Below are 21,443 nucleotides of genomic sequence, written 5' to 3'. Positions count from 1 at the left end.
ACGACGGGCTCCCGGCTCCGGCCGGGGGCCCGTCTCTGCGTTCGGGCAAGAACCCGATCGGGGAAAAGGGCTGCCCAGGAGGTGTCCCGTACGGCAGGATCCCTGAATGCTGCACTCTTCAGGGGGACAGCCCCCCAACCCCCCGTACGCACGAGACGTCAGCCTGCTGCCCAAGGCCCATCTGCACCTGCACTTCACCGGGTCGATGCGGCCGGCCACCCTTCTCGAACTCGCCGACAAGTACGGCGTGCACCTGCCCGACGCGCTGACCGGCGGCGAGCCGCCCAAGCTGCGGGCCACCGACGAGCGCGGCTGGTTCCGCTTCCAGCGGCTGTACGACATGGCCCGCTCCTGCCTACGCGAGCCGGAGGACATCCAGCGGCTGGTGCGCGAGGCGGCCGAGGAGGACATCAGGGACGGCTCGGGCTGGCTGGAGATCCAGGTCGACCCGACCTCGTACGCGCCCCGGCTGGGCGGCCTGATCCCCGCCCTGGAGATCATCCTCGACGCGGTGGACACCGCGTCGCGCGAGACAGGTCTGGGCATGCGGGTCCTGGTCGCGGCGAACCGGATGAAGCACCCATTGGACGCCCGCACCCTCGCGCGGCTGGCCGTGCGCTACGCGGACCGGGGCGTCGTCGGCTTCGGCCTGTCCAACGACGAACGCCGGGGACTTGCCCGCGACTTCGACCGCGCCTTCGCGATCGCCCGCGAGGGCGGCCTGCTGGCGGCCCCGCACGGCGGCGAGCTGACGGGTCCGGCGTCCGTGCGCGACTGCCTCGACGACCTGCACGCCGCCCGTATCGGGCACGGCGTGCGCGCCGCGGAGGACCCGCGGCTGCTGCGCAAGCTGGCCGAGCGCCAGGTGACCTGCGAGGTGTGCCCGGCGTCGAACGTGGCGCTGGGCGTGTACGAGAAGCCGGAGGACGTCCCGCTGCGGACGCTGTACGAGGCCGGGGTGCCGATGGCGCTGGGCGCGGACGACCCGCTGCTGTTCGGCTCCCGGCTGGCGGCCCAGTACGAGCTGGCCCGGAGCCATCACGGCTTCACGGACGAGGAGCTCGCGGAACTGGCCCGCCAGTCGGTGCGCGGCTCGGCAGCACCCGCGGAGGTCAAGGAGAAGCTGCTGGCGGGCATCGACGACTGGCTGGGCGGCCCGGGGGCCTGACGTGACGGTGGGGCGGGCGGTACGGATGAGGCCGGCGGCCTGAACGCCCCCGCGGCGAACGTCCGGGGCATGCTCCGCCGCAGCGGCAGGTGCCCGACCGGCCCAGGCGCGGTGACGGTCAGCGGCCCGGCGTGGCGCTCAGCGGGGACCGTCCGGAGCGGAGATTCCGCGCAGCAGGGTGCGGGCGAGGCCCGCGGCGAACTCGTCCAGCGGCTGCGGGGGCCTGCCATCGGGAGTCGCGTCGTAGGCGAACGCGCGCTGGGCACAGGCGCCGAGGAGCAGGGACGCGGCGGCGTGGGTGTCGGCGTCGGCGCTGATGCGGCCCGCCTGCTGCTCGGTCCGCAGGTAGGCGGCGAGGCCCTCGATCGGCTTGTGCGGGCCGGTGCGCATCTCGCGCATGGCCTCTTCGTGGCGGCGCTTGAGCTGGGGCTCGGCGTACAGCGAGGCGGCCATGGGGAAGGTCTGCCCGTAGAAGAGGGCCGCCTGGCGGGCGATGTCGGTCAGGTTCTCCTCGACGCCGCCCCGGCCGGGGTCCTCGATCAGCGTGCTCAGCAGGGCGCCGACCTTCGGCAGCCGTTCGTTGAGCACGGTCACGAAGAGCTCCTCCTTGCTGGCGAAGTGCTTGTAGAGCGCCGCTTCGGAGCAGCTCGCGGCCTTCGCGATCTGCTTGGTGGTCGTACGCGCCAGGCCGAGCGACAGCATCAGCTCACGCGCGGCGTCGACGATGCGGACGCGGGTCGGCTTCTGCTCCATGCGCGCTCCTGACCGGCTTGACGGGTGGGTGAGTACCCACTCACCTTAGTGGTGAGTGAATACTTACCCACCTGAGGAGGGCGTGCACGATGCGGCTCACGGTTTTCGGCGCCACCGGCGGAATCGGCCAGGAGATCGTCCGGCAGGCCCTGGCCGCGGGACACCAGGTCACCGCCGTGGTGCGCGATCCGGCCCGCTTCACCGTGACGGGTGACGGGCTCGACGTCTTCCGCGCCGACCTCCGGGACCCGGAGGCACTGCGCCCGGCCGTCGCCGGGCGAGACGCGGTCCTGTCCGGGCTCGGTGCCCGCAGAAAGCCGACGCCGGCATCGCCGCCCGGCTGACCCGGTCGGTGCTGGCCGCGATGGAGGCCGAAGGCACCCGGCGGCTGCTGGTGGTCAGCGCGGCCCCGCTGGGCACTCCGGCGGAGGACGAGCCGCTGCTGGACCGGGCCATGACGTCCGTGGTCGGCTCGGTCCTGAAGGACGTGTACGCGGACCTGCGGGTCATGGAGGACGAGCTGGCGCGCAGCGCCACGGACTGGACGGCGGTCCGGCCTCCCCGGCTGCTCGACAAGCCGCTGACCGGCCGCTACCGCACGGTCGTCGGCGGCAATCCGCGCAGGGCCCGGACGATCGGCCGCGCGGACGTGGCCCACGCGATGCTGGCGATGACCGACGACCCGGCGACGGTGGGCCAGGGAGTAGGCGTCGCCTACTGACGCCTCCGGCCGACGCGTGTCCCGCGGCGGCTCAGGCCGTCACCGGTGACAGCCACCGAGGGACCGCTGCGCGGCTGCGGCCGGGCGGGCCGCACGGTGACGGCGGCCGCCTGGGCGAGCGCCATGCGGCGAGGACAGCGGGCGGCGCGACAGCGTCAGAGGCTGACCCCGACCGTCACCGGCTCGTTGACGAGGGTCACGCCGAAGGCGTCCCGTACGCCGGCCACCACTTCGCGGGCCAGGGCCAGCAGGTCCTCGGTGGTGGCCTCGCCCCGGTTGGTCAGCGCGAGGGCGTGCTTGGTCGAGATGCGGGCCGGGCCGGTGCCGTAGCCCTTGGTGAAGCCCGCCCGGTCGATCAGCCACGCGGCGGAGGTCTTGGTGAGGCCGTCGCCCGCGGGGTAGGCGGGCGGGACGGCACCGTCGCCGAGCCGGTCGCGCACGCGTCCGAGGAACGTCTCGTACTCGGCCGCCGTGAGGATCGGGTTGGTGAAGAACGACCCCGCCGACCAGGTGTCGTGGTCCTCGGCGTCCAGGACCATGCCCTTGCCGGCGCGCAGCCGCAGCACGGTGTCCCGTGCCTCGGCGGCCGGCACCCGGTCGCCGACCTCGACGCCGAGGGCCTTGGCGGTCTCGGCGTACCTCATGGGGGCCGACAGGCCGCCCGCGTCCTCCAGCTCGAACCGCACGCGCAGCACGACGTAGCGCTCGGGGTGCTGCTTGAAGCGGCTGTGCCGGTAGGAGAAGGCGCACTCCTCGTTCGTCAGCGTCACGGTCTCGCCCGTCGTGCGGTCGTACGCGACGACCTCCGTGATCGCCCCGGAGACCTCCTGACCGTAGGCGCCGACGTTCTGGATCGGGGTGGCGCCCGCCGAGCCGGGGATGCCGGCCAGGCATTCGATGCCGGCCAGGCCCGCTTCGACGGTGCGGGCCACCGCGTCGGTCCAGACCTCGCCCGCGGCCAGCTCCAGCCGCGTCCCGTCGAGCGCGAAGCCGCGGGTGGCGATGCGCAGGGCGGTGCCGTCGAAGCCCTTGTCCCCGATGACGAGGTTGCTTCCGCCGCCGATGATCAGCAACGGGGTGCCGGCGTCGTCCGCCTCGCGGACCGCGGTGATCACCTCGTCGTCGGCGGTGGCCACCACGAGACGCGTCGCGGGGCCGCCGAGGCGGAAGGTGGTCAGGGGGGCGAGGGGAGCGTCGTGAAGTTCCAGCACGGGGACAAGGGTACGGTCCGCGGCCGCGCCGCTCGGGCGGGGCCACGGACCGGGGCCGTCGGATGGCTCAGGCGAGCTGGACCACCGCGCGGGACATGCCCAGCACCTTCTGCCCGCCGCTCGTGGCGGTGAGGTCCACCCGCACCCGCTTGTCGTCCAGGAGCGCGGCGACCTTGCCGCTGACCTCGATGACCGCGCCCTTGTCGTCGTTCGGCACGACGACCGGCTTGGTGAAGCGCACGCCGTACTCGAGCACCGCGCCCGGGTCGCCCAGCCAGTCCGTCACGACACGGGCCGCCTCGGCCATCGTGAACATGCCGTGCGCGATCACGTCCGGCAGGCCGACATCGACGGCGAACTTCTCGTTCCAGTGGATGGGGTTGAAGTCACCCGAGGCACCCGCGTACTGAACGAGCGTGGCACGGGTCACGGGAAAGCTCTGCGCCGGCAGCTCGGTGCCGACCTCGACGTCCGCGTAAGCGATCTTGGCTGCCATCACGCCTCCTCGGCGGCACGCGCCACCAGCTTGGTCCACGCGGTCACGACGTGCTCGCCCGCCTCGTCGTGCACCTCACCACGGATGTCGAGCACGTCGTTGCCCGCCAGGGACTTGATCGACTCGATGGTCGAGGTGACCGTCAGCCGGTCCCCCGCGCGCACCGGGCGCCGGTAGGCGAACTTCTGGTCGCCGTGCACCACGCGGCTGTAGTCCAGCCCCAGCTGCGGGTCCTGCACGACCTCGCCCGCCGCCTTGAACGTGATGGCGAACACGAAGGTCGGCGGAGCGATGACATCGGGGTGGCCGAGCGCGGCGGCCGCCTCGCGGTCGGTGTACGCGGGGTTCGCGTCACCCACCGCCTCGGCGAACTCACGGATCTTCTCCCGGCCCACCTCGTACGGCGTGGTGGGCGGATACGTCCGCCCGACGAACGACTGGTCGAGCGCCATGGACTGGCTCCCTCCTGCTTGGTGCCCCAGTGGGGGCTGATCCCGGAGTGTGCGGACCGGCCCCGAGGCGGGACCTGTCCCGGACTGACGGCGAGAAACGACACGAGGCCGCCCCCAAGGGGGGGCGGCCTCGTGTACGAGCCTGATTCAGCGCGTTTCGCGGTGCGCCGTGTGCGAGTTGCAGCGCGGGCAGTGCTTCTTCATCTCAAGACGGTCCGGGTTGTTGCGCCGGTTCTTCTTGGTGATGTAGTTCCGCTCCTTGCACTCCACGCAGGCCAGCGTGATCTTCGGGCGGACGTCGGTGGCAGCCACGTGAGTGCTCCTTGACGGACGGATGGACGGATGAACGCAGAAAAGAGTAGCCGATCGAAGGACCGACCCCACAATCGGCTACTGTGCGTAGCGGTGACCGGACTTGAACCGGTGACACAGCGATTATGAGCCGCTTGCTCTACCGACTGAGCTACACCGCTTTGATACGGAGCCCCCTCACCCGAAGGTGAGGGATACCGCACCAGAGCCCCAATACGGAATCGAACCGTAGACCTTCTCCTTACCATGGAGACGCTCTGCCGACTGAGCTATTGGGGCGAGCGATGAAGACATTACACGCTCGCCCGCCGATCGCCCAAATCCGTTTCCCGGCCCTCTGTCCGGCCTGTGCGGTGCGGCTCCGGGCGGCCGGCGCTCCCGCCCCATCTCTCTCTCGGCGCCGCAGGTGTCGCCCCCGCGTCACCCCGCGGCCGCGGCCCCGTTGTCCGGCTTTCTCCTCGGGTGCCCCGAGCGCCCCGTACGCCACGTGCGACCCCACCGGTACGACTATTGCGCTCTTCCTCGAAGGCCATGACGAGCCGCCCTAGGCTCGACTCACGCTGCGTGATCCTCTCCGGTTTCTCCGGCCCTCCGGACCCTCCGGACCGCCGTTTTCCACCGGCCCCTACGCCCCGAGCCCGACCGCCCCCCACAGGAGCGCGATGCCCGACAGTCAGCCGCAGCCCTCCGACGGCGCGACCGCGGACTCCCCCGCGCTGCTGCTCTGCGGTGCGCGGCTCACGGACGGCCGCTCCGTCGACGTACGGCTCGGCGGCGGCCGCATCGAGGCGGTCGGCACCGCCGGCAGCCTGCCCCCGCACGCCTCACGGCTCGATCTGACCGGCTTCCTGCTGCTCCCCGCCCCCGTCGAGCCGCACACCCACGGCGACACGGCACTCAGCGCGGAGACGCCCGGCCCCGTGTCGTACGAGCCAGACGACATCCAGCGGCGCGCCACCGAGGCCGCGCTGCTGCAGCTGGGACACGGGGCGACCGCGCTGCGCTCCCATGTGCGGATCGGGGACGTCCAGGGCCTCGGCGCCCTGGAGGCGGTGCTCCAGGCCAGGCGGGCGCTGCACGGGCTCGCCGATCTCACCGCGGTCGCCGTGCCGCGGCTGCTGACGGGCGCCGCGGGCGCCGAGGGGCTGGCGCTGCTGCGCGACGCGATGAAGATGGGCGCCGGCGTGGTCGGCGGCTGCCCGGACGCCGATCCCGACCCCACCGGCTACGCGGAGACGGTCCTGGAGGTCGCCGCCGAGCACGGCTGCCCGGTCGACCTGCACACCCACGGTGACGACCCGGCTCGCCTCGCGCGGCTCGCCGCCATGGCCGGCGGCCTGCGTCCCGGAGTGACGATCGGCCCCTGCGCCGGCCTCGCGCGGCTGCCGCGCGACATCGCCGCCCGCGCCGCCGACCAACTGGCCGCCGCCGGCGTCACGGTGGTCTCCCTGCCGCAGGGCGGGTGCGCGGGCGTCGAACAGCGGGGCCACGCGCCCGTGCGGCTGCTGCGGGCCGCCGGCGTCACGGTCGCCGCTGGCAGCGGCGCCCTGCGCGACGTCGTCGCCAACCCGGTGGGCCGGGGGGACCCTCTGGAGGCGGCCTACCTGCTGGCCTCGCAAACCGGGATGCGGCCGTCGGACGCGTACGACCGCGTGGCCGGCACGGCGCGCAAGGTGATGGGGCTGCCCGAGGTGCGGGTCGAGGCGGGCTTCCCCGCGGAGCTGCTCGCCGTGCGCGGCGAACGGATCTCGGGCGTGCTGTCCCTCGCGTACAGCCGCATCGTCATCCACCGCGGGCGCGTCGTGGCGCGCACCAGCGCCGTACGCGAGTACTGCGACTCGGCGGCGGCCGTCGCGCTCGAACTGCCGCGGCAGGGGCGGTCGGACAGCTGTCCCTGAGCGCAGGCCACGTTTCGGACGTACGGTCGTAGGCATGCGCATTGTCATCGCTGGTGGACACGGTCAGATCGCGCGTCGACTGGAGCGGCTGCTCTCGTCGGGAGGACACGAGGTCGCGGGCGTCATCCGCAAGCCGGAACAGGGCGACGACCTCCGGGAGGCCGGGGCCGAACCGGTGCTGATGGATCTGGAGTCGGCGTCCGTCGAGGAGGTCGCCGCGGTGCTGCAGGGCGCGGACGTGGCCGTCTTCGCGGCCGGCGCGGGCCCGGGCAGCGGCGCCGAGCGCAAGGACACGGTGGACCGCGCCGCCGCGGTGCTCTTCGCCGACGCGGCGGAACGGGCGGGCGTACGGCGGTACATCGTCGTCTCGACCATGGGCGCGGACGCGGGGCACGAGGGCGACGACGTGTTCGACGTCTACCTGCGGGCGAAGGGCGCGGCGGACGACTACGTACGCGGCAAGTCCGGCCTCGACTGGACGATCCTGCGGCCCGGCACGCTCACGAACGACGCCGGCAAGGGCCTGGTGCGGCTGGAGGCCGCCACGGGACGCGGCTCGGTGCCGCGCGACGACGTGGCGGCGGTGCTGGCCGAGATGGCGGAGACGCCGGCGACGGCGGGACTGACGCTGGAACTCGTCTCCGGCGGGGTGCCGGTGCCCGTGGCCGTGAAGGACATCGCCGGGAACTGACGCGTCGCCTGCTCCGCCGCCCGGCCGATGAATTCCCCTCACCCACAAGGTCCTTGAGGTCATGACTCAGCCGACACCCGAGATCAGCCCCGCGGTCGTCGAACGCGGTGAGCAGCTCTACGCCTACATCCGCGGTTCCGTACGGATGGACGACTTCGCCGTGATCGCCGACCGCCTGCCCGAACTGATCGGCTGGCTGGACGCCGGCGGAGCCGTCTTCGCGGGCGCGCCGTTCTTCCGTTTCAACACCGTCGCCATGGACGCGGAGTCGGTGGTCGAGGCGGGCATGCCGGTCACGTCGATGCCGGAGCCGGAGGGCGACATCGGCATGGGCCTGCTGCCCGCGGGCCGCTACGCGACCGTCCACCACCACGGCCACCCCGACCAGCTCTTCGACATCGTGCGTGCGCTGCGCGCGTGGGCGGCGCGGGAGGGGCTGTCCTGGGACATGACGGAGGTCGACGGCGTGGAGCACTGGGCATGCCGCCTGGAGTCGTACCTGACGGACCCGCGGGTGGAGCCGGACCCCTCGAAGTGGGAGATCGAACTGGCCTTCCGCCTGGCGGACTGATACGAGCGGCACGGGCCTGGGCGGCCCCTCCCTTGCTCGGGCGTCGCTGCGGGCGGCGGCAGGCCCGACGGTCTGGGTCCGCAGGGCCGCAGCGGTAGTCGCGCGTGGTTCGGGCGTCGACGGCGACGGCAGGCGCCCGGGGCGTGTCCCCGGCGCTCTGCGCTGCCCGGGCGGCCGGGGCTCCGTCGCGCGGACGCGCCGGAGGGCGCTGTGGGAAGGTGGTCTCGTGACGCTGGAGGACCTCGTCCGGCTGCGCCGGGCCCGTGACGCGATGGACCGCGACTACGCGCAGCCGCTCGACGTTCCGGCGCTGGCGCGCGTCGCCCTCATGTCGGCGGGCCACTTCTCCCGCAGCTTCCGCGCCGCCTTCGGCGAGACGCCGTACAGCTACCTGATGACGCGCAGGATCGAGCGGGCCAAGGCCCTGCTGCGCCGCGGCGACCTGTCGGTCACGGAGGTCTGCTTCGCGGTCGGCTGCACCTCGCTGGGGTCGTTCAGCTCGCGCTTCACCGAGCTCGTCGGCGAGAGCCCGAGCGTGTACCGGGCCCGCAGCCATGACGAGGGCGCCGCCGTCCCGGCCTGCGTCGCCAAGGTCCACACGCGACCGGTCAGGAATGGAGAAGCCAAGGCCGCGCCCCCGCCCCTAGCGTGAAGCGCATGGACATCACACTCTCGCAGTGCTTCATCGCCGTCGACGACCACGACAAGGCTCTCGCCTTCTACCGGGACGTTCTCGGCCTGGAGGTGCGCAACGACGTCGGGTTCGAGGGGATGCGCTGGGTTACCCTCGGTTCGCCGTCCCAGCCCGATGTGGAAATCGTTCTCGAACCGCCCGTCGCGGACCCGAACGCCTCGCCCGCCGACCGGCAGGCCATGGCGGAACTGCTGGCCAAGGGCCTGCTGCGCGGTGTCATCTTCCGGACCGACGACGTCGACGCCACCTTCGAGCGTATCCGCGCGGCGGGGGGCGAGGTGCTGCAGGAGCCGGTCGACCAGCCGTACGGCGTCCGCGACTGCGCCTTCCGCGACCCCTCCGGCAACATGCTGCGCTTCAGCCGGCCTCGTCAGTGAATCACCTCCGTGCCCGCGCACCGGGCGCTACCCTGCCGACGAACCCGTGCCGCATCCCCGACGGGTGCGAAGTGAACGAGATGCCCGCCGCGAGCTGATGCTCGACGGCCGCCGGCAGGTCCGATGCCCCGGCGTCCACGCCGCTTCTGCCGTGGCCCGCAGACGCCATGGGCCGCAGCGGCGTGGACGCCTCGGATCCCGCGCCGACGAGCACGCGACGCCGACGGAGACCGCTCATGCGGCCCGCCCGACAGATGGAGAAACGATGAGCCGGGCCACGACGACGGACACGCAGTCGCCTGCGCCGAACGTTGCCGACAGCCACGATCTGATCCGCGTGCACGGTGCGCGGGAGAACAACCTCAAGGACGTCAGCATCGAGATCCCGAAGCGCCGGCTGACGGTGTTCACCGGCGTCTCCGGCTCGGGCAAGAGCTCGCTGGTGTTCGACACGATCGCCGCGGAGTCGCAGCGGCTGATCAACGAGACCTACAGCGCGTTCGTACAGGGCTTCATGCCGACGCAGGCGCGGCCGGAGGTCGACGTCCTCGACGGGCTGACCACCGCGATCAGCGTCGACCAGCAGCGGATGGGCGGCGACCCCCGGTCCACCGTCGGCACCGCCACCGACGCCAACGCGATGCTGCGCATCCTCTTCAGCCGGCTCGGCGAGCCGCACATCGGCCCGCCCAGCGCGTACTCCTTCAACACCGCGTCGGTCCGGGCGAGCGGCGGGATCACCGTCGAACGCGGTGCCGCCAAGACCAAGACCGTGAAGGCCACCTACAACCGCGTCGGCGGCATGTGCACGCGCTGCGAGGGCCGCGGCACCGTCTCCGACATCGACCTCACCCAGCTCTACGACGACTCCAAGTCGATCGCCGAGGGCGCGTTCACCATCCCCGGCTGGAAGTCGGACAACGTGTGGACCGTGGGTGTCTACGCCGAGTCCGGGTTCCTCGACCCGAACAAGCCGATCCGCACGTTCACCGAGAAGGAGATGCAGGACTTCCTCTACCGTGAGCCGACCAAGGTGAAGGTCAAGGGCGTCAACCTCACCTACGAGGGGCTGATCCCCAAGATCCAGAAGTCGTTCCTGTCCAAGGACAAGGAGGCGATGCAGCCGCACATCCGGGCGTTCGTGGAGCGGGCGGTCACCTTCACCACCTGCCCCGAGTGCGACGGCACCCGGCTCAGCGAGGACGCGCGGTCGTCGAAGATCAAGGAGATCAGCATCGCCGACGCGTGTGCGATGGAGATCAGGGACCTGGCCGCGTGGATCCGGGAGCTCGACGAACCGTCGGTGGCACCGCTGCTCACCGCGCTGCAGCAGACCCTCGACTCGTTCGTCGAGATCGGCCTCGGCTACCTCGCGCTCGACCGGCCGGCGGGGACGCTGTCGGGCGGCGAGGCGCAGCGCGTCAAGATGATCCGTCATCTCGGTTCCTCGCTGACCGATGTCACCTACGTCTTCGACGAGCCGACCACCGGCCTGCACCCCCATGACATCAGCCGGATGAACAATCTGCTGCTGCGGCTGCGGGACAAGGGCAACACGGTGCTGGTCGTCGAGCACAAGCCGCAGACGATCGCGATCGCCGATCACGTCGTCGACCTCGGCCCCGGCGCCGGTACGGCGGGTGGCACCGTCTGCTTCGAGGGCTCCGTCGAGGGGCTGCGGACGAGTGACACCGTCACGGGCCGCCACCTCGACGACCGGGCGGCCCTCAAGAAGACGGTGCGCAAGCCGGCCGGGGCGCTGGAGATCCGCGGCGCCACGGCGCACAACCTCCGGGACGTCGACGTCGACATCCCGCTCGGGGTGCTGACCGTGGTGACCGGCGTCGCCGGATCCGGCAAGAGCTCGCTCGTGCACGGGTCGGTCCCGGCGGGCGCGGGCGTCGTGTCGGTCGACCAGAGCCCGATCCGCGGCTCCCGGCGGAGCAACCCGGCCACCTACACCGGTCTGCTCGACCCGATCCGCAAGGCGTTCGCCAAGGCCAACGGCGTGAAGCCGGCGCTGTTCAGCGCTAACTCCGAGGGCGCCTGCCCCACATGCAACGGCGCGGGCGTCATCTACACCGACCTGGCGATGATGGCCGGTGTCGCCACCCCCTGCGAGGACTGCGAGGGCAAGCGGTTCCAGGCCGAGGTGCTCAAGTACACCTTCGGCGGCAAGGACATCAGCGAGGTGCTCGCGATGCCGGTGACCGAGGCCGAGGAGTTCTTCGGCTCCGGCGAGGCGCACACGCCGACCGCGCACCGCATCCTCGACCGGCTCGCCGACGTCGGGCTCGGCTACCTCAGCCTGGGCCAGCCGCTCACCACGCTGTCGGGCGGCGAGCGGCAGCGGCTCAAGCTCGCGACGCACATGGCGGACAAGGGCGGCGTCTACGTCCTCGACGAGCCGACCACCGGCCTGCACCTCGCGGACGTCGAGCAGCTGCTGGGCCTGCTCGACCGGCTCGTCGACTCCGGCAAGTCGGTCATCGTCGTCGAGCACCACCCGGCGGTCATGGCGCACGCCGACTGGATCATCGACCTCGGTCCGGGCGCCGGCCACGACGGCGGCCGGATCGTCTTCGAGGGCACCCCCGCCGACCTCGTCGCCGCCCGCTCCACCGTGACCGGCGAACACCTCGCGGACTACGTGGGCGCCTGAGCGGGCGCCTCGCGGAGGTGCCGGAACACCGGTGAGCCGTCGCGCCGCCCTCCGGCGCGACGGCGCCGCCACCTGCAGGGACGGCGGGCGGCTGGTGGGTGTGCCCGAGCCGGCGAGCGGGATCGAGCGCGGGCGTGGCCGGAAGGCCCGGCCTGGCCGCGTCGCGCCCCCGCACAGCAAGACGGCCCCTGATCGCGTTTCCGCAGGTATCAGGGGCCGTTCTCATCGCGTGGCGGCGCCAGGATTCGAACCTGGGTAGGCTAAGCCGACGGATTTACAGACCGCGCGTCGCTAGTGGGCGCACCTGGCAATACGGCACCTGCCGGCATAGCCACCCCACACCTACCCCACAGGGGCCGAGCGGTGGTCTACCTCTCTTCGTCCCAGGCTCTTAGTCGGGGCTGTCGCCGAGTACACGGCCGTCCCTTCCGGCGACCAAACTGCGATGCTTTAGTGGAAACGTGTTCTCACACCCGGGATGACCAGGTCGGTGACCGGCGCGCCGTCTGGGGCATGGCACTCATGGAGATACACACTTTTCAGGTTCTTGAACCGTGTGAAGGTACGAGGGGTGGGTGGCACGACGCTTTGTACTAGGTGCAGTGCAGACAACGCCGGTGGGGGGCTCTTGAGCGCCGTGAGCCAGACGTTCACGTCGCAGTTATGAAAGAACAGAGAATTGAGACCGGTCGCTTCTGCGAAGTCATCCGAACCCTGCACAGTACAGCGGTCGGCCGCGATCACTTGCAAATACGCCAGGTTAGGGAGTGCATTCACCGGACTCAGGTCGATGCTCCCCCTGACGCTGGCGAAGCTGAGGAACTCGAGGCTGGATAGCGAGCGCAAAGCGCTTTGGTCCGTTTCCTCAAGTGCCGGAATCCCCAGCGCCTCCAGCTGTGTGAGTTCCGCGAGAACCGAAGCCTCTGCCACTGACTCGGCGCTCAACAATAGGAGTTTCTTCAAACCAAGGTGGCCTCGGAGTACGGACAGGTCGAGACCTTCGAGTCGACCAGCGGTCACCCACAACTCTTCCAGGGGCGAGAACTCGGCGAGAAAATCGAGATCTTTTACCGGATAATCGACCTGCAGGCGCGTCAGCGAACGCAACCCGATTGCCGCATCCAGCTGACCGGAATGACTGATCACCACATCGTGCCCCGCCAGCGGCAGACCGGACAGAACATCATGGGCGTAGGCGTCTGCATCGAAGTAAGCCCATGCGCTGATGAGCTCGTGGACGACGCCCGGACGCTCGTCACCCACATAACCCGCCAGCATTTCCAGCGACTCCTCACCCCCGATCAGCGCCACAGTCCGTACCGTCTGTGCCGCGGACTTCTCGGTCAGCTGCTCCAGTGACCGAGGCAGCCAACGGCGGAGGCTGGGCCCCACCGCAGCCAAGGCGGGCGGGTCCGTTTTCCGTCGCGCCGGCAGCAGCTTGGTCACGGCCTCGTCCAGACGTTTCGCCAGGCCTTCCGGAACGACGGGCATCGTCTCCTGGCAGGCTGCGGCTACCAGCCGCAGTGTGCGCGTATGCCGGGGTTCTTCATCGGCTCGGTTGAGGATGCCCATGAGGAGCTCTTCCCGCTGGCGGGTGTTGGCATGGCCCGCCGCCATGATGATCGTCTCCCGCCACAGATCCAGATGCGCTCGGCCGACCAGGTTGCCCATGCGGTCCTCCTCCGCAGCCTCCTTCGCGGCGAGATACTCCTGAAAAGTGCGGTGCACAAAGTCCATGCGCCCCTGAGCTGGCGACCTGAGAATCCCGGAGCGGTCCCGTAGCTGCTCCAGGACATGATTGCCATCCAGATCGTCTACGTGGCGCATCACCCGCAGCTTCGCAGCGACGTACTGGGCTGCCCGTTCCAGGTCGATCTCGCTTCGATTGTTGTCCGACAGGCGCCATGCGATATCTCGCAGTATGACGAGCTTGTCCCCAAGGCTGAGCTTGCTGTCCACCGCACTCGGCACATTGCGGTCCGCATCCCGATCGTGGACCAGAGTATGCAAGGCGTTGCGATACAGCTCCATGCGATCCCGTGGCAGTTGGCGGCCCCTGTTCAGATGCATGGCGCACAGCATCGCGGCCAACAATGGCGTACCCGCAAGCGATTGGAGATGAGCGCGGTCCTTGAGACTGGTGAGCAGAGACTGCTCGTACTGGGGGAGTTCATCCACGGCACAGGGCAGTTCCCCGCCTAGTTCCCGGACGGCCTGGTGCCACTGCCGTACGAATGCCGCCAGGTCCGGTGGCGTCATCCGATCCAGATGAAGGGCTGTGAAGTCCTCACGCCGCAGCCAGTCCGCACCAGCCGCGGCGGGGCGTGAGGTGACGACCACCCGTACACCCTCGTACTGTCCCAGCAGCCTGCGCAGCCACTCCCGGACTGCTCGGCGTTCCCGGTCAAGCAGCTCGTCCACGCCGTCGATCAGGAGCAGTACGTTGCCACCGTCGAGCTGCCGCTCCACCCAGCCCCTAGGCATGATCCCGGTAATGGCCCCGGCAATTCCGTCAAGCATTGCCTCCGGGTTGGGCAGCGTCCGGCCGCTGTACTCACGCAGCTTGATGAGGACAGGGGTGAGGCCGTTCCAGCCAGACAGCTCACCGGTGAAAGCGCCGCGCGCCGCCATGATGGCTAGCCAGCGCAGCAGGGTCGTCTTGCCCGAGCCGGCCTCGCCCCGCAGCAGCACCCGACGGGTCTCACCGCCCAACGCCGCCTCGACCCGCATGCCGGAGGACTCGCTTCCGGCTTCTTCCCAGTTACTCATGTCGGGCCTGAGCAGTGGAAGTGAGCGGGTGGTGCGTCGGGATCGCTTCCCATCGTCCCCAGTAGCACGCAGGCTGACGTAGGCGACCGACAACCGCACTCGTGGCGCAGTCGCCTGATCGGACGTTCGGCGGAACAACTCCACTTCGTCAAGGTCCCTGCTGACCAGTTCCAGGTACGTACGGCGGAAGGCCGTGTCGTGGTCGGTACCGTCCGGCGCAAACAGTGAACGATCTGGGAGCCGTTCAAGAATTCGCGCCACCTCGGCACCCAACGTGGCTGTCCGCGCCAATAGCTCAGCTGCTGCTCGCTCCTCAAAGACTGGAAGGCTCCGCACGATACGAACGTAGTATTCAACGCATTCGGCGAAGAGCACCTCGTACAGACGGCCTTCCGCCTCGTTGAGGCCGACCGGTGCGCTCACGGAACCGGTGATGTGGCGGATGAGCTCGGCCGGTTTAGCATTCGCGGCTAGGAGGGCCTCGTCTGATAGGTCCGCCCGCATGAACGTGTCGGACACGGCGTCGATCACGGCCTGACGACCGCCCTCATCCAAGCGCTGGAACTCGTGCTTCAAGAACGATTCCAGCCGATCAAACACCGCGTTCGTGATCTGCTCGAACTGCTGCCTGACCTCGCGCTGGAGACGCACGCCGGGCACCCGTACCCGGACTAGTTCCTCCATCGGCAGCAGACGCTCCTGCTCCCGCTGCCTGCCTCCCAGCCATAACTGCCCCGCCGCATTCGCCACCGTCGTGCCCAGCCGTAACGCCGCGGTCTCCGCGATCATCGAACCCCTCCTTCACGCGACCCCAGACATTGTGGCAGCAGACGACGGCAGAAGGGGCCCACTCCGACCGACTGCCAGCACCCAGCTCACGCCCTCGGATGAGGGCACCATGGATGCTGACGCACGGCTTTACAGACCGCGCGCCTGTCCGCCTCTGACCAGGGAAAACGTCGCCGAGGGGTGCGACTGCCCCACATTGACCCCGCACGAGCACGCGATGGGACGAGACCAGCCCGGCGGCACTCCAGAGGTCGGGCACATCAGCCCTCTAGGACAGAGGGCACGTCAGGCGTCGCGTCGCCACTTCGAGGAGCCGGCATAAGCGCGGCTGCCTGCTCCTCCACATCCTCATCATCCGGTTGCAGAATCGTCGGGGTGGCATCCGCATGCTTACGCACGAGATACTCCAAGGCATGCTCATCTGTGGACTGGTAATCGAGCCTGTCCCGGTAGAAATGCAGTCGCTGTTTACACTCCAGGATTACTTCACTCCATTCACGAACCCACAAACGGGCGTTGGAACCAACCGTGCCAGCCTGACCGGGAGGCAAGTGAGGCTGCCTGGTGAGACTCCGCAATGCGTCATCCAGGGAATTTCCAATAAGCCAGAAATCCCAGTTCGCCTCGGTTGCCCTAAAGCGCTCATCGCCGACGACGGTGGTCGCGTACTTTACAAGCTGACCGAACTCAGTCATGCCCAGCCGGACACTTGGACGCTTGAGTTCCACGACCAGGTGATGGGGTCTCTGCACCCACACCGTAGTCTTGGAAAGCATCAGATCGACTCGTCCTGTACTGCCGTCCAAGAGACGCACATTAGTGTCTTGAGGCTCAGGCGCCCTCAATAGTTCCAAATGCTTTCGGAGAACTTCCGATAGGCCACGCTCACTAACCATGAGAGAGTATTCTTCACCGAATACCCAAGCCTCGTTCTCCAGGATCTTATGAAGCTGGTCCCGCTCTCTCGTTACCTTCTTCGCTTCGGTGTCGAAAAGGAGTATCTCCAAGGCTCGAAGAAAGTCGAGACGGTCCGTTACCTCCGTGGAAGTACGGATCAGCGACGTCAGACTAGTACGCTTCAGGAGAATCCCCAGCTCCTCCTTCTCCTGACGAGATAGGGAGAAGAACCGCTCAAGAATCTCCGGCGTGTGGCCCGGCTTCGCAGCAAGCGTCTCTTTCAGTAGGCCCAGCGTTGCCCTTCGAGCCTTATGCGCTTTTGGAATATGCTTGGCGATAGTCGTGGCGACCGTATCAAATGCCTCCCGCTCGGTGATCTCCGAGGGGTCGACGGGCTCTCCCTCGTACGGGTAGACCTCTTCTCGCTGCCACTCCAGGACTTGCTCACGCCGTCGAGCATCGACCCTGCTTCGGAAGTGCTCACGCAGACGCTCCCTGGCTTGCTCCACCACCTCCGAGGCTGGTGAATCTTCATCCCAATCCACCAAGGCCAGGTCTTGCGGCCGATCCTCGAACCCTTTCCAAGACAGGTACGCCGTGAAGTTGAAACCGGGCGCCTGAATTTCCGGACGCAGCTTCACAAGCGGCATCCGCATGGAATCACACAGCGCAAGTTCACGCGTAACACCTTTACGCCACTCTATGACCCGCAGCTCTGGTGCAGTGAAGTCACCGGTTTGACCAAGCACATACACAGCCGAGTGCACCTGCACCTCACCAGGATCCACCTGGATACCGTCGTACGTGATTGAGGAATCCGGATAGGTTTCAAGGTACAGGGCAAACTCGGTTGTCAGCGCCGCGATCACTCTTGAGGTGTTCAGCAATCGATCGAGGTGAGGAACTGCCCCCCAAGCTTCAACGATGGTACCCGGGTCCTCAGCGGTAGGCCCCAACGTTTCAATGTGATAGTTGCGCATCGCGGAGCGGTCCGCTTCGATAAGCGTCTTCACCGTGCCATCGACACCCTTGCCAATGGTGACCCAGCGAACATGCTGCCCTAGGGCGAATGCACGAACACGACCTTGCCCATTCCTGCCATGCATCGCTCGCCGCTTATCAAGGGAAACTATCGCCGCCTTCTTCCATGAACCGCCCAATTTGTCAAAGTAGGACGGGCAGGATTCCGACGGCATCCCATGGCCGTCATCTGAGACGATCACCTTACTCACGCCATCGAGCTCGTTTCGCTCGATTACTACCGTGACTGCTGTTGCGTCAGCGTCCAGTGCGTTCCAGATGAGCTCAACTACCGCACCAACCGGATCGTTCAGCTTCGCTACGCCTTCGACGTGGTCCTGCTCGACCTTCAGCGTGATGCTCCCCATAGCCCCTCCCCTGATGCAGGCATCAACCGGCGCAATCAGCGCGTCGACTACCGTCAGTATCGGCAAGGTGACGGCCATTGTGAACACCGCGATCACGTCGCCCGCGGGTCGCTGGGCCCGGTTGCCACGGCCATCCCGCACGCAACCGCCCCACGGGCCGTGGGCATGTAGGAGGACATGACAAGGTCTACGTCTCTCGATACGCGCCGCAGGCGCGCCCGGTATCGGCGTCGGGGCAAGCGTGCTGGTGTGGTCCTTCTGGTGGTGACGGTCGTGGCCGCGCTGCTGGTCGGCCTTCCATGGCTGGTCGTGAAGGGCCCATACGTGCTGGACGCCCAGTACATCAACGAGAAGACCGTGGGCGACGGGGCCGGATCGGCCGGACTGGTGACGGGACTGCGGACCGCGCTGGTGGCGTGCGTGGCCGCGATCGGCGCCGGCGTTGCCCTGCTCTACACCGCCCGCACCTACCGGCTCAACCGCCGCGGCCAGATCACCGAACGCTTCACCAAGGCGCTGGAACGTCTCGGCTCCGAGCACCAGTACGTCCGTATCGGCGGCATCCTCGCACTGGAACAGATCACCCGAGACGCCCCCGAGCAGGCCGCTACCGACGCCGCCCGGGTCCTGAACCACTTCATCCGCGATAAGGCCCCCAAAGCCGCCAAGCCGGACGCCACGGAAGAAGAAGCCGCCGAGCTGCCGAAGGAACCCGCCGCCGACATCCAGGCCGCCCTGACCGCCCTGACCCGCACCGAGTCCCGCACCCACGTCGACCCCCGCGAGAGACTCGACCTCCAGGGCCTCCACCTCGCTGGCGCACGCCTCGCCGAAGCCGACCTCGCCGAAGCCGATCTTGAGGGGGCGACGCTCACCGACGCCGACCTTGAGGGGGCGACGCTCACCAGCGCCTTCCTGCTAGGGGCGATGCTCAATAGCGCCGGCCTGAAAGGGGCCGACCTCACTGACGCTCGCATGCAAAGGGCGACGCTCACTGACGCCAGCCTGATCGGGGCCGACCTCACCAGCGCCTACCTGAAAGGGGCGACGCTCACCGACGCCGACCTAATCGGGGCCGACCTCACCGGCGCCTACCTGAAAGGGGCGACGCTCACTGACACCGACCTGGACAGGGCGACGCTCACCAATGCCAACCTGAAAGGCGTCGACTTCACAGGCTCTGAAGGGCTTACCGCCGAACAGATCAACGCGGCCCTCACCGATGACGACACTATCCTTCCCGATTACCTCCGCGGTCAGCCAGCCTCGCCGTCAACCTCGGTGGGCGGGCGCTAGGCGCTCCGCCTCGGTGGCTGCTGCAGACGATCGGAGTCCTCGCGGTGGACTGGTGTGGCGACCGGTGTCGTGGCCCTGTTCCTCGCAGATGCTCTGCTGGGTCCGTGCGGCGCCGGCGGTCGCAGCGGGCGGCGATCCACCCTTCGGAGACTGTCGAAGGGCGCGAGATCGAACTGTCTCGCAAGGTCGATGGCCGGACATTCCGTCCGGGTCACGGCGTATGGAGACCGTCACGCTCGTATCGCCAACGGCGGGCTGTCTGAACGACTCCCCGCCCCGTGACCTGCTCTGTACCGTGAAGCAGGCCCCTACACCAGCAGGAGGCAGCACGCATGCGTGGTCTCGGAGATCACCTCAGCATCGGCGAACGGATCGCGTTCTACCGAAAGCGTCGCGGCTACACCCAAGAGGTGCTGGCTGGACTCGTCGGCCGCAGCACCGACTGGTTGGCGAAGATCGAGACGGGCCGCAGGAAGCCACCGAGGATCGACATGCTCGCGGAGCTCGCGCGGACGTTGCGGGTTCCACTCGGGGACCTCGTGGGCCAGTCCATGCTCATGGAGGACGAGAAGCAGCAGGACGACGTGCCAGCCGTGCGCGATGCGCTCATGAGCCCACGACGGCTCTCCCGGCTCCTCTTTGGACCGGAGGTAGACGCCCAGCTCCCAACCCCTGCCCCCGCCGCCGTCCGGGTCGAGAAGGCGTGGAATGACTACCAGGGCGGCCGACTTGGCAGTGTGATTGCGACACTTCCTGCGCTCCTCCAGACCGCGCAGGAGCTGGAGGACCGTGCAGCGCGCCGCGAGGGGGACCGACACGACTGCTGGGCAGTCTCTGCCCGGACTCACCACCTCGCAGCCACGACGCTCGCGAAGATCGGGGAGTCCGACATCTCTTGGCTCGCCGCAGAGCGCGCCATGCAAGCGGCGGACGCGTCCGATGACCCCTTGGTGCTCGCCTCCGCAGCGCGCTCCGGAACGCATGCGCTGCTCGCCAACGGCCGGTACGAGGCAGCGATGGAGCTGGGCGACGCCACGGCAATGTGGCTGTCCTCTCGCGTGGCGGAGAGCGATCCTGCCGCGCTGAGTCTGCTTGGCATGATCCACCTGAGGGCCGCTGTCGCCGCAGCGCGCCACCAGGACCGTCCGGCAGCCACACGTCTACTGAACCGCGCCGAAGAGCTCGCGGACGATCTCGGCTCGGATGAGAACTACTGGCAGACCGGCTTCGGCCCGACGAACGTGCTCCTGCACCGGCTGTCCATCGAGCTGGACCTCGACAACGTGTCGTACGTGGTGGAGCACGGTCGGATCAACGTGGACCACATGCCGCAGGAGCGCAGCGTCTCCCACCGGATCGACTTCGCCCGCGCTCTCTCGCTCGCCGGCCATGGCGACGAGGCCTTCGCGGAGCTGCGTACGGCCGAACGCTCGTCGCCGCAGCTCGTACGCAACAATCCGAGGGTGCGCGAGACGCTCAGGGACCTGACCAAGCAGTCCCCCGTGACAGCGGGCGCTCGCTCGTCTGAGGTTTTCGTGATGGCTCAACGGTGCAGGGCGGTGCAGTGAGCACGGGGAAGCGTGGTGTTCTCGGAGTCGTGGGTTCGGCAGCCGGCGGAGTGGAAGCGCTCCGTACCGGACTTGTGGAGCCTGCCATGGCTCGTGGATGGCAGGTGGCCGTCACGCTGACCCCGACCGCTGGCAACTGGCTTCGGATGATCGGCGAGGTGGAGCGGCTGGAGGAGCTGACCGGACTTCCGGTACGGGATGAGCCGCGACTCCCCGGAGATTCCCGGCCGCATCCGCCCGTCGACTGCTACGTGGTCGCACCCGCAAGCGCCAACATGGTTGCCAAGCTCGCGACCGGAATCGCGGACAATCAGGCGCTGACGCAAGTGGGCGAAGCTTTGGGCACGATTGACCTGCCCGTCGTCGTCTTCCCGCGCGTGAACGCAGCGCATACTCGCCACCCATCGTGGCAGCGTCATATCGAGGCGCTACGAGAGGCGGACGTGCATCTCGTCTATGGGCCGGAGGTGTGGCCCCTATACGAACCCCGTGAGGCACCGCCTGGGCGCGAACTCCCGTGGCCTGCGGTGCTGGCCGCTGTCGACCTCGCAATAAAATGACGGCTCGTCAACTCGTCTGACCTACAACGACGATGGACCCGGACACTTTGTCCGGGTCCATCGTCGTTAACACGCCCAAGCTGTCTGGCATGTCGGAGACGTTCGAACAGCACAGCAACGCAGTAGGGCTCACGCCCGCTCAGTGCGCATTGATCCGAGCGAGTCTCAAC

At 68.7% G+C, this 21,443-nt stretch carries 17 protein-coding genes, 2 tRNA genes and 1 pseudogene; 11 read left to right on the top strand and 9 right to left on the bottom strand.

Translation table 11 applies throughout. From position 1 onward, the window contains the following. Nucleotides 1–106 precede the first annotated feature (106 nt). Nucleotides 107–1,168 carry an adenosine deaminase gene (locus ACLB9X_RS20380; protein WP_410361816.1) on the top strand — a complete coding sequence of 354 codons (1,062 nt, stop codon included), beginning with the start codon at nucleotides 107–109 and terminating at the stop codon, nucleotides 1,166–1,168. Between the two features lie 138 nt (nucleotides 1,169–1,306). Here ACLB9X_RS20380 and ACLB9X_RS20375 read toward each other — a convergent pair whose 3' ends face one another. Beyond that, the gene (locus ACLB9X_RS20375; protein WP_410361815.1) at nucleotides 1,307–1,921 is read right to left on the bottom strand and encodes a TetR/AcrR family transcriptional regulator; all 615 of its coding nucleotides are present in this window, start codon (nucleotides 1,919–1,921) and stop codon (nucleotides 1,307–1,309) included. A gap of 89 nt (nucleotides 1,922–2,010) precedes the next feature. Here ACLB9X_RS20375 and ACLB9X_RS20370 point away from each other — a divergent pair. After that, nucleotides 2,011–2,642 (top strand): annotated as a pseudogene (locus ACLB9X_RS20370) (NAD(P)-dependent oxidoreductase). A 155-nt stretch (nucleotides 2,643–2,797) separates the two neighbouring features. Here ACLB9X_RS20370 and ACLB9X_RS20365 read toward each other — a convergent pair. The 6 genes from ACLB9X_RS20365 to ACLB9X_RS20340 all read right to left on the bottom strand — a co-directional run bounded on the left by ACLB9X_RS20365 (nucleotide 2,798) and on the right by ACLB9X_RS20340 (nucleotide 5,392). Next, nucleotides 2,798–3,853 (bottom strand): UDP-N-acetylmuramate dehydrogenase, encoded by a 1,056-nt coding sequence (locus ACLB9X_RS20365; protein ID WP_410361814.1) that lies wholly within the window; start codon nucleotides 3,851–3,853, stop codon nucleotides 2,798–2,800. A 67-nt stretch (nucleotides 3,854–3,920) separates the two neighbouring features. Further along, nucleotides 3,921–4,349, bottom strand: coding sequence for a MaoC family dehydratase (locus ACLB9X_RS20360; protein ID WP_410361813.1), 429 nt, complete (start codon nucleotides 4,347–4,349; stop codon nucleotides 3,921–3,923). Continuing rightward, nucleotides 4,349–4,801 (bottom strand): MaoC family dehydratase N-terminal domain-containing protein, encoded by a 453-nt coding sequence (locus tag ACLB9X_RS20355; RefSeq protein ID WP_410361812.1) that lies wholly within the window; start codon nucleotides 4,799–4,801, stop codon nucleotides 4,349–4,351. The genes ACLB9X_RS20360 and ACLB9X_RS20355 overlap by 1 nt, the downstream gene beginning before the upstream one ends. 147 nt (nucleotides 4,802–4,948) lie before the next feature. Continuing rightward, nucleotides 4,949–5,113 carry a 50S ribosomal protein L33 gene (gene rpmG, locus ACLB9X_RS20350; protein WP_003956487.1) on the bottom strand — a complete coding sequence of 55 codons (165 nt, stop codon included), beginning with the start codon at nucleotides 5,111–5,113 and terminating at the stop codon, nucleotides 4,949–4,951. A gap of 88 nt (nucleotides 5,114–5,201) precedes the next feature. Further along, nucleotides 5,202–5,274, bottom strand: a tRNA-Met gene (locus ACLB9X_RS20345). 45 nt (nucleotides 5,275–5,319) lie between these two features. Next, nucleotides 5,320–5,392 (bottom strand) — tRNA-Thr (locus ACLB9X_RS20340). A 383-nt stretch (nucleotides 5,393–5,775) separates the two neighbouring features. On the opposite strand from ACLB9X_RS20340, the gene ACLB9X_RS20335 reads away from it, so the two are divergent. The 6 genes from ACLB9X_RS20335 (at nucleotide 5,776) to ACLB9X_RS20310 (ending at nucleotide 12,006) form a co-directional block, all read left to right on the top strand. Continuing rightward, a complete protein-coding gene (locus ACLB9X_RS20335) occupies nucleotides 5,776–7,011 on the top strand; it encodes an amidohydrolase family protein (protein ID WP_410361811.1) in 1,236 nt (411 codons plus the stop codon). A 34-nt stretch (nucleotides 7,012–7,045) separates the two neighbouring features. Continuing rightward, nucleotides 7,046–7,702, top strand: a complete 657-nt coding sequence (locus ACLB9X_RS20330; protein WP_410361810.1) for an SDR family oxidoreductase — start codon at nucleotides 7,046–7,048, stop codon at nucleotides 7,700–7,702. Nucleotides 7,703–7,763: 61 nt separating this feature from the next. After that, nucleotides 7,764–8,273: a GyrI-like domain-containing protein gene (locus tag ACLB9X_RS20325; protein WP_410361809.1), complete on the top strand. Its 510-nt coding sequence runs from the start codon at nucleotides 7,764–7,766 to the stop codon at nucleotides 8,271–8,273. 226 nt (nucleotides 8,274–8,499) lie between these two features. Then, nucleotides 8,500–8,925 carry a helix-turn-helix transcriptional regulator gene (locus ACLB9X_RS20320; RefSeq protein WP_410361808.1) on the top strand — a complete coding sequence of 142 codons (426 nt, stop codon included), beginning with the start codon at nucleotides 8,500–8,502 and terminating at the stop codon, nucleotides 8,923–8,925. A 5-nt stretch (nucleotides 8,926–8,930) separates the two neighbouring features. Further along, nucleotides 8,931–9,344 carry a VOC family protein gene (locus tag ACLB9X_RS20315; RefSeq protein ID WP_410361807.1) on the top strand — a complete coding sequence of 138 codons (414 nt, stop codon included), beginning with the start codon at nucleotides 8,931–8,933 and terminating at the stop codon, nucleotides 9,342–9,344. Between the two features lie 265 nt (nucleotides 9,345–9,609). Beyond that, the gene (locus ACLB9X_RS20310; RefSeq protein WP_410361806.1) at nucleotides 9,610–12,006 is read left to right on the top strand and encodes an ATP-binding cassette domain-containing protein; all 2,397 of its coding nucleotides are present in this window, start codon (nucleotides 9,610–9,612) and stop codon (nucleotides 12,004–12,006) included. Between the two features lie 450 nt (nucleotides 12,007–12,456). On the opposite strand, the gene ACLB9X_RS20305 is transcribed toward ACLB9X_RS20310, so the two are convergent. After that, nucleotides 12,457–15,564, bottom strand: a complete 3,108-nt coding sequence (locus ACLB9X_RS20305; RefSeq protein ID WP_410361805.1) for an NACHT domain-containing protein — start codon at nucleotides 15,562–15,564, stop codon at nucleotides 12,457–12,459. 260 nt (nucleotides 15,565–15,824) lie between these two features. Continuing rightward, entirely contained in the window at nucleotides 15,825–17,945 is a 2,121-nt protein-coding gene (locus tag ACLB9X_RS20300; RefSeq protein WP_410361804.1) for an ATP-binding protein, read from the bottom strand. A gap of 153 nt (nucleotides 17,946–18,098) precedes the next feature. On the opposite strand from ACLB9X_RS20300, the gene ACLB9X_RS20295 reads away from it, so the two are divergent. The 3 genes from ACLB9X_RS20295 (at nucleotide 18,099) to ACLB9X_RS20285 (ending at nucleotide 21,273) form a co-directional block, all read left to right on the top strand. Continuing rightward, nucleotides 18,099–19,145 (top strand): pentapeptide repeat-containing protein, encoded by a 1,047-nt coding sequence (locus ACLB9X_RS20295; RefSeq protein WP_410361803.1) that lies wholly within the window; start codon nucleotides 18,099–18,101, stop codon nucleotides 19,143–19,145. Nucleotides 19,146–19,477: 332 nt separating this feature from the next. Continuing rightward, on the top strand, nucleotides 19,478–20,713 hold the full coding sequence (locus ACLB9X_RS20290) for a helix-turn-helix domain-containing protein (RefSeq protein WP_410361802.1): 1,236 nt from the start codon (nucleotides 19,478–19,480) through the stop codon (nucleotides 20,711–20,713). Beyond that, on the top strand, nucleotides 20,695–21,273 hold the full coding sequence (locus ACLB9X_RS20285) for a flavoprotein (protein ID WP_410361801.1): 579 nt from the start codon (nucleotides 20,695–20,697) through the stop codon (nucleotides 21,271–21,273). The genes ACLB9X_RS20290 and ACLB9X_RS20285 overlap by 19 nt, the downstream gene beginning before the upstream one ends. Nucleotides 21,274–21,443 lie beyond the last annotated feature (170 nt).

The sequence above is a fragment of the Streptomyces sp. 5K101 genome (assembly GCF_046506645.1).
Lineage (GTDB): Bacteria > Actinomycetota > Actinomycetes > Streptomycetales > Streptomycetaceae > Streptomyces.
The sequence above is the reverse complement of the archived record's forward strand: the minus strand, read 5'-3'. Positions and strand labels throughout refer to the sequence as shown.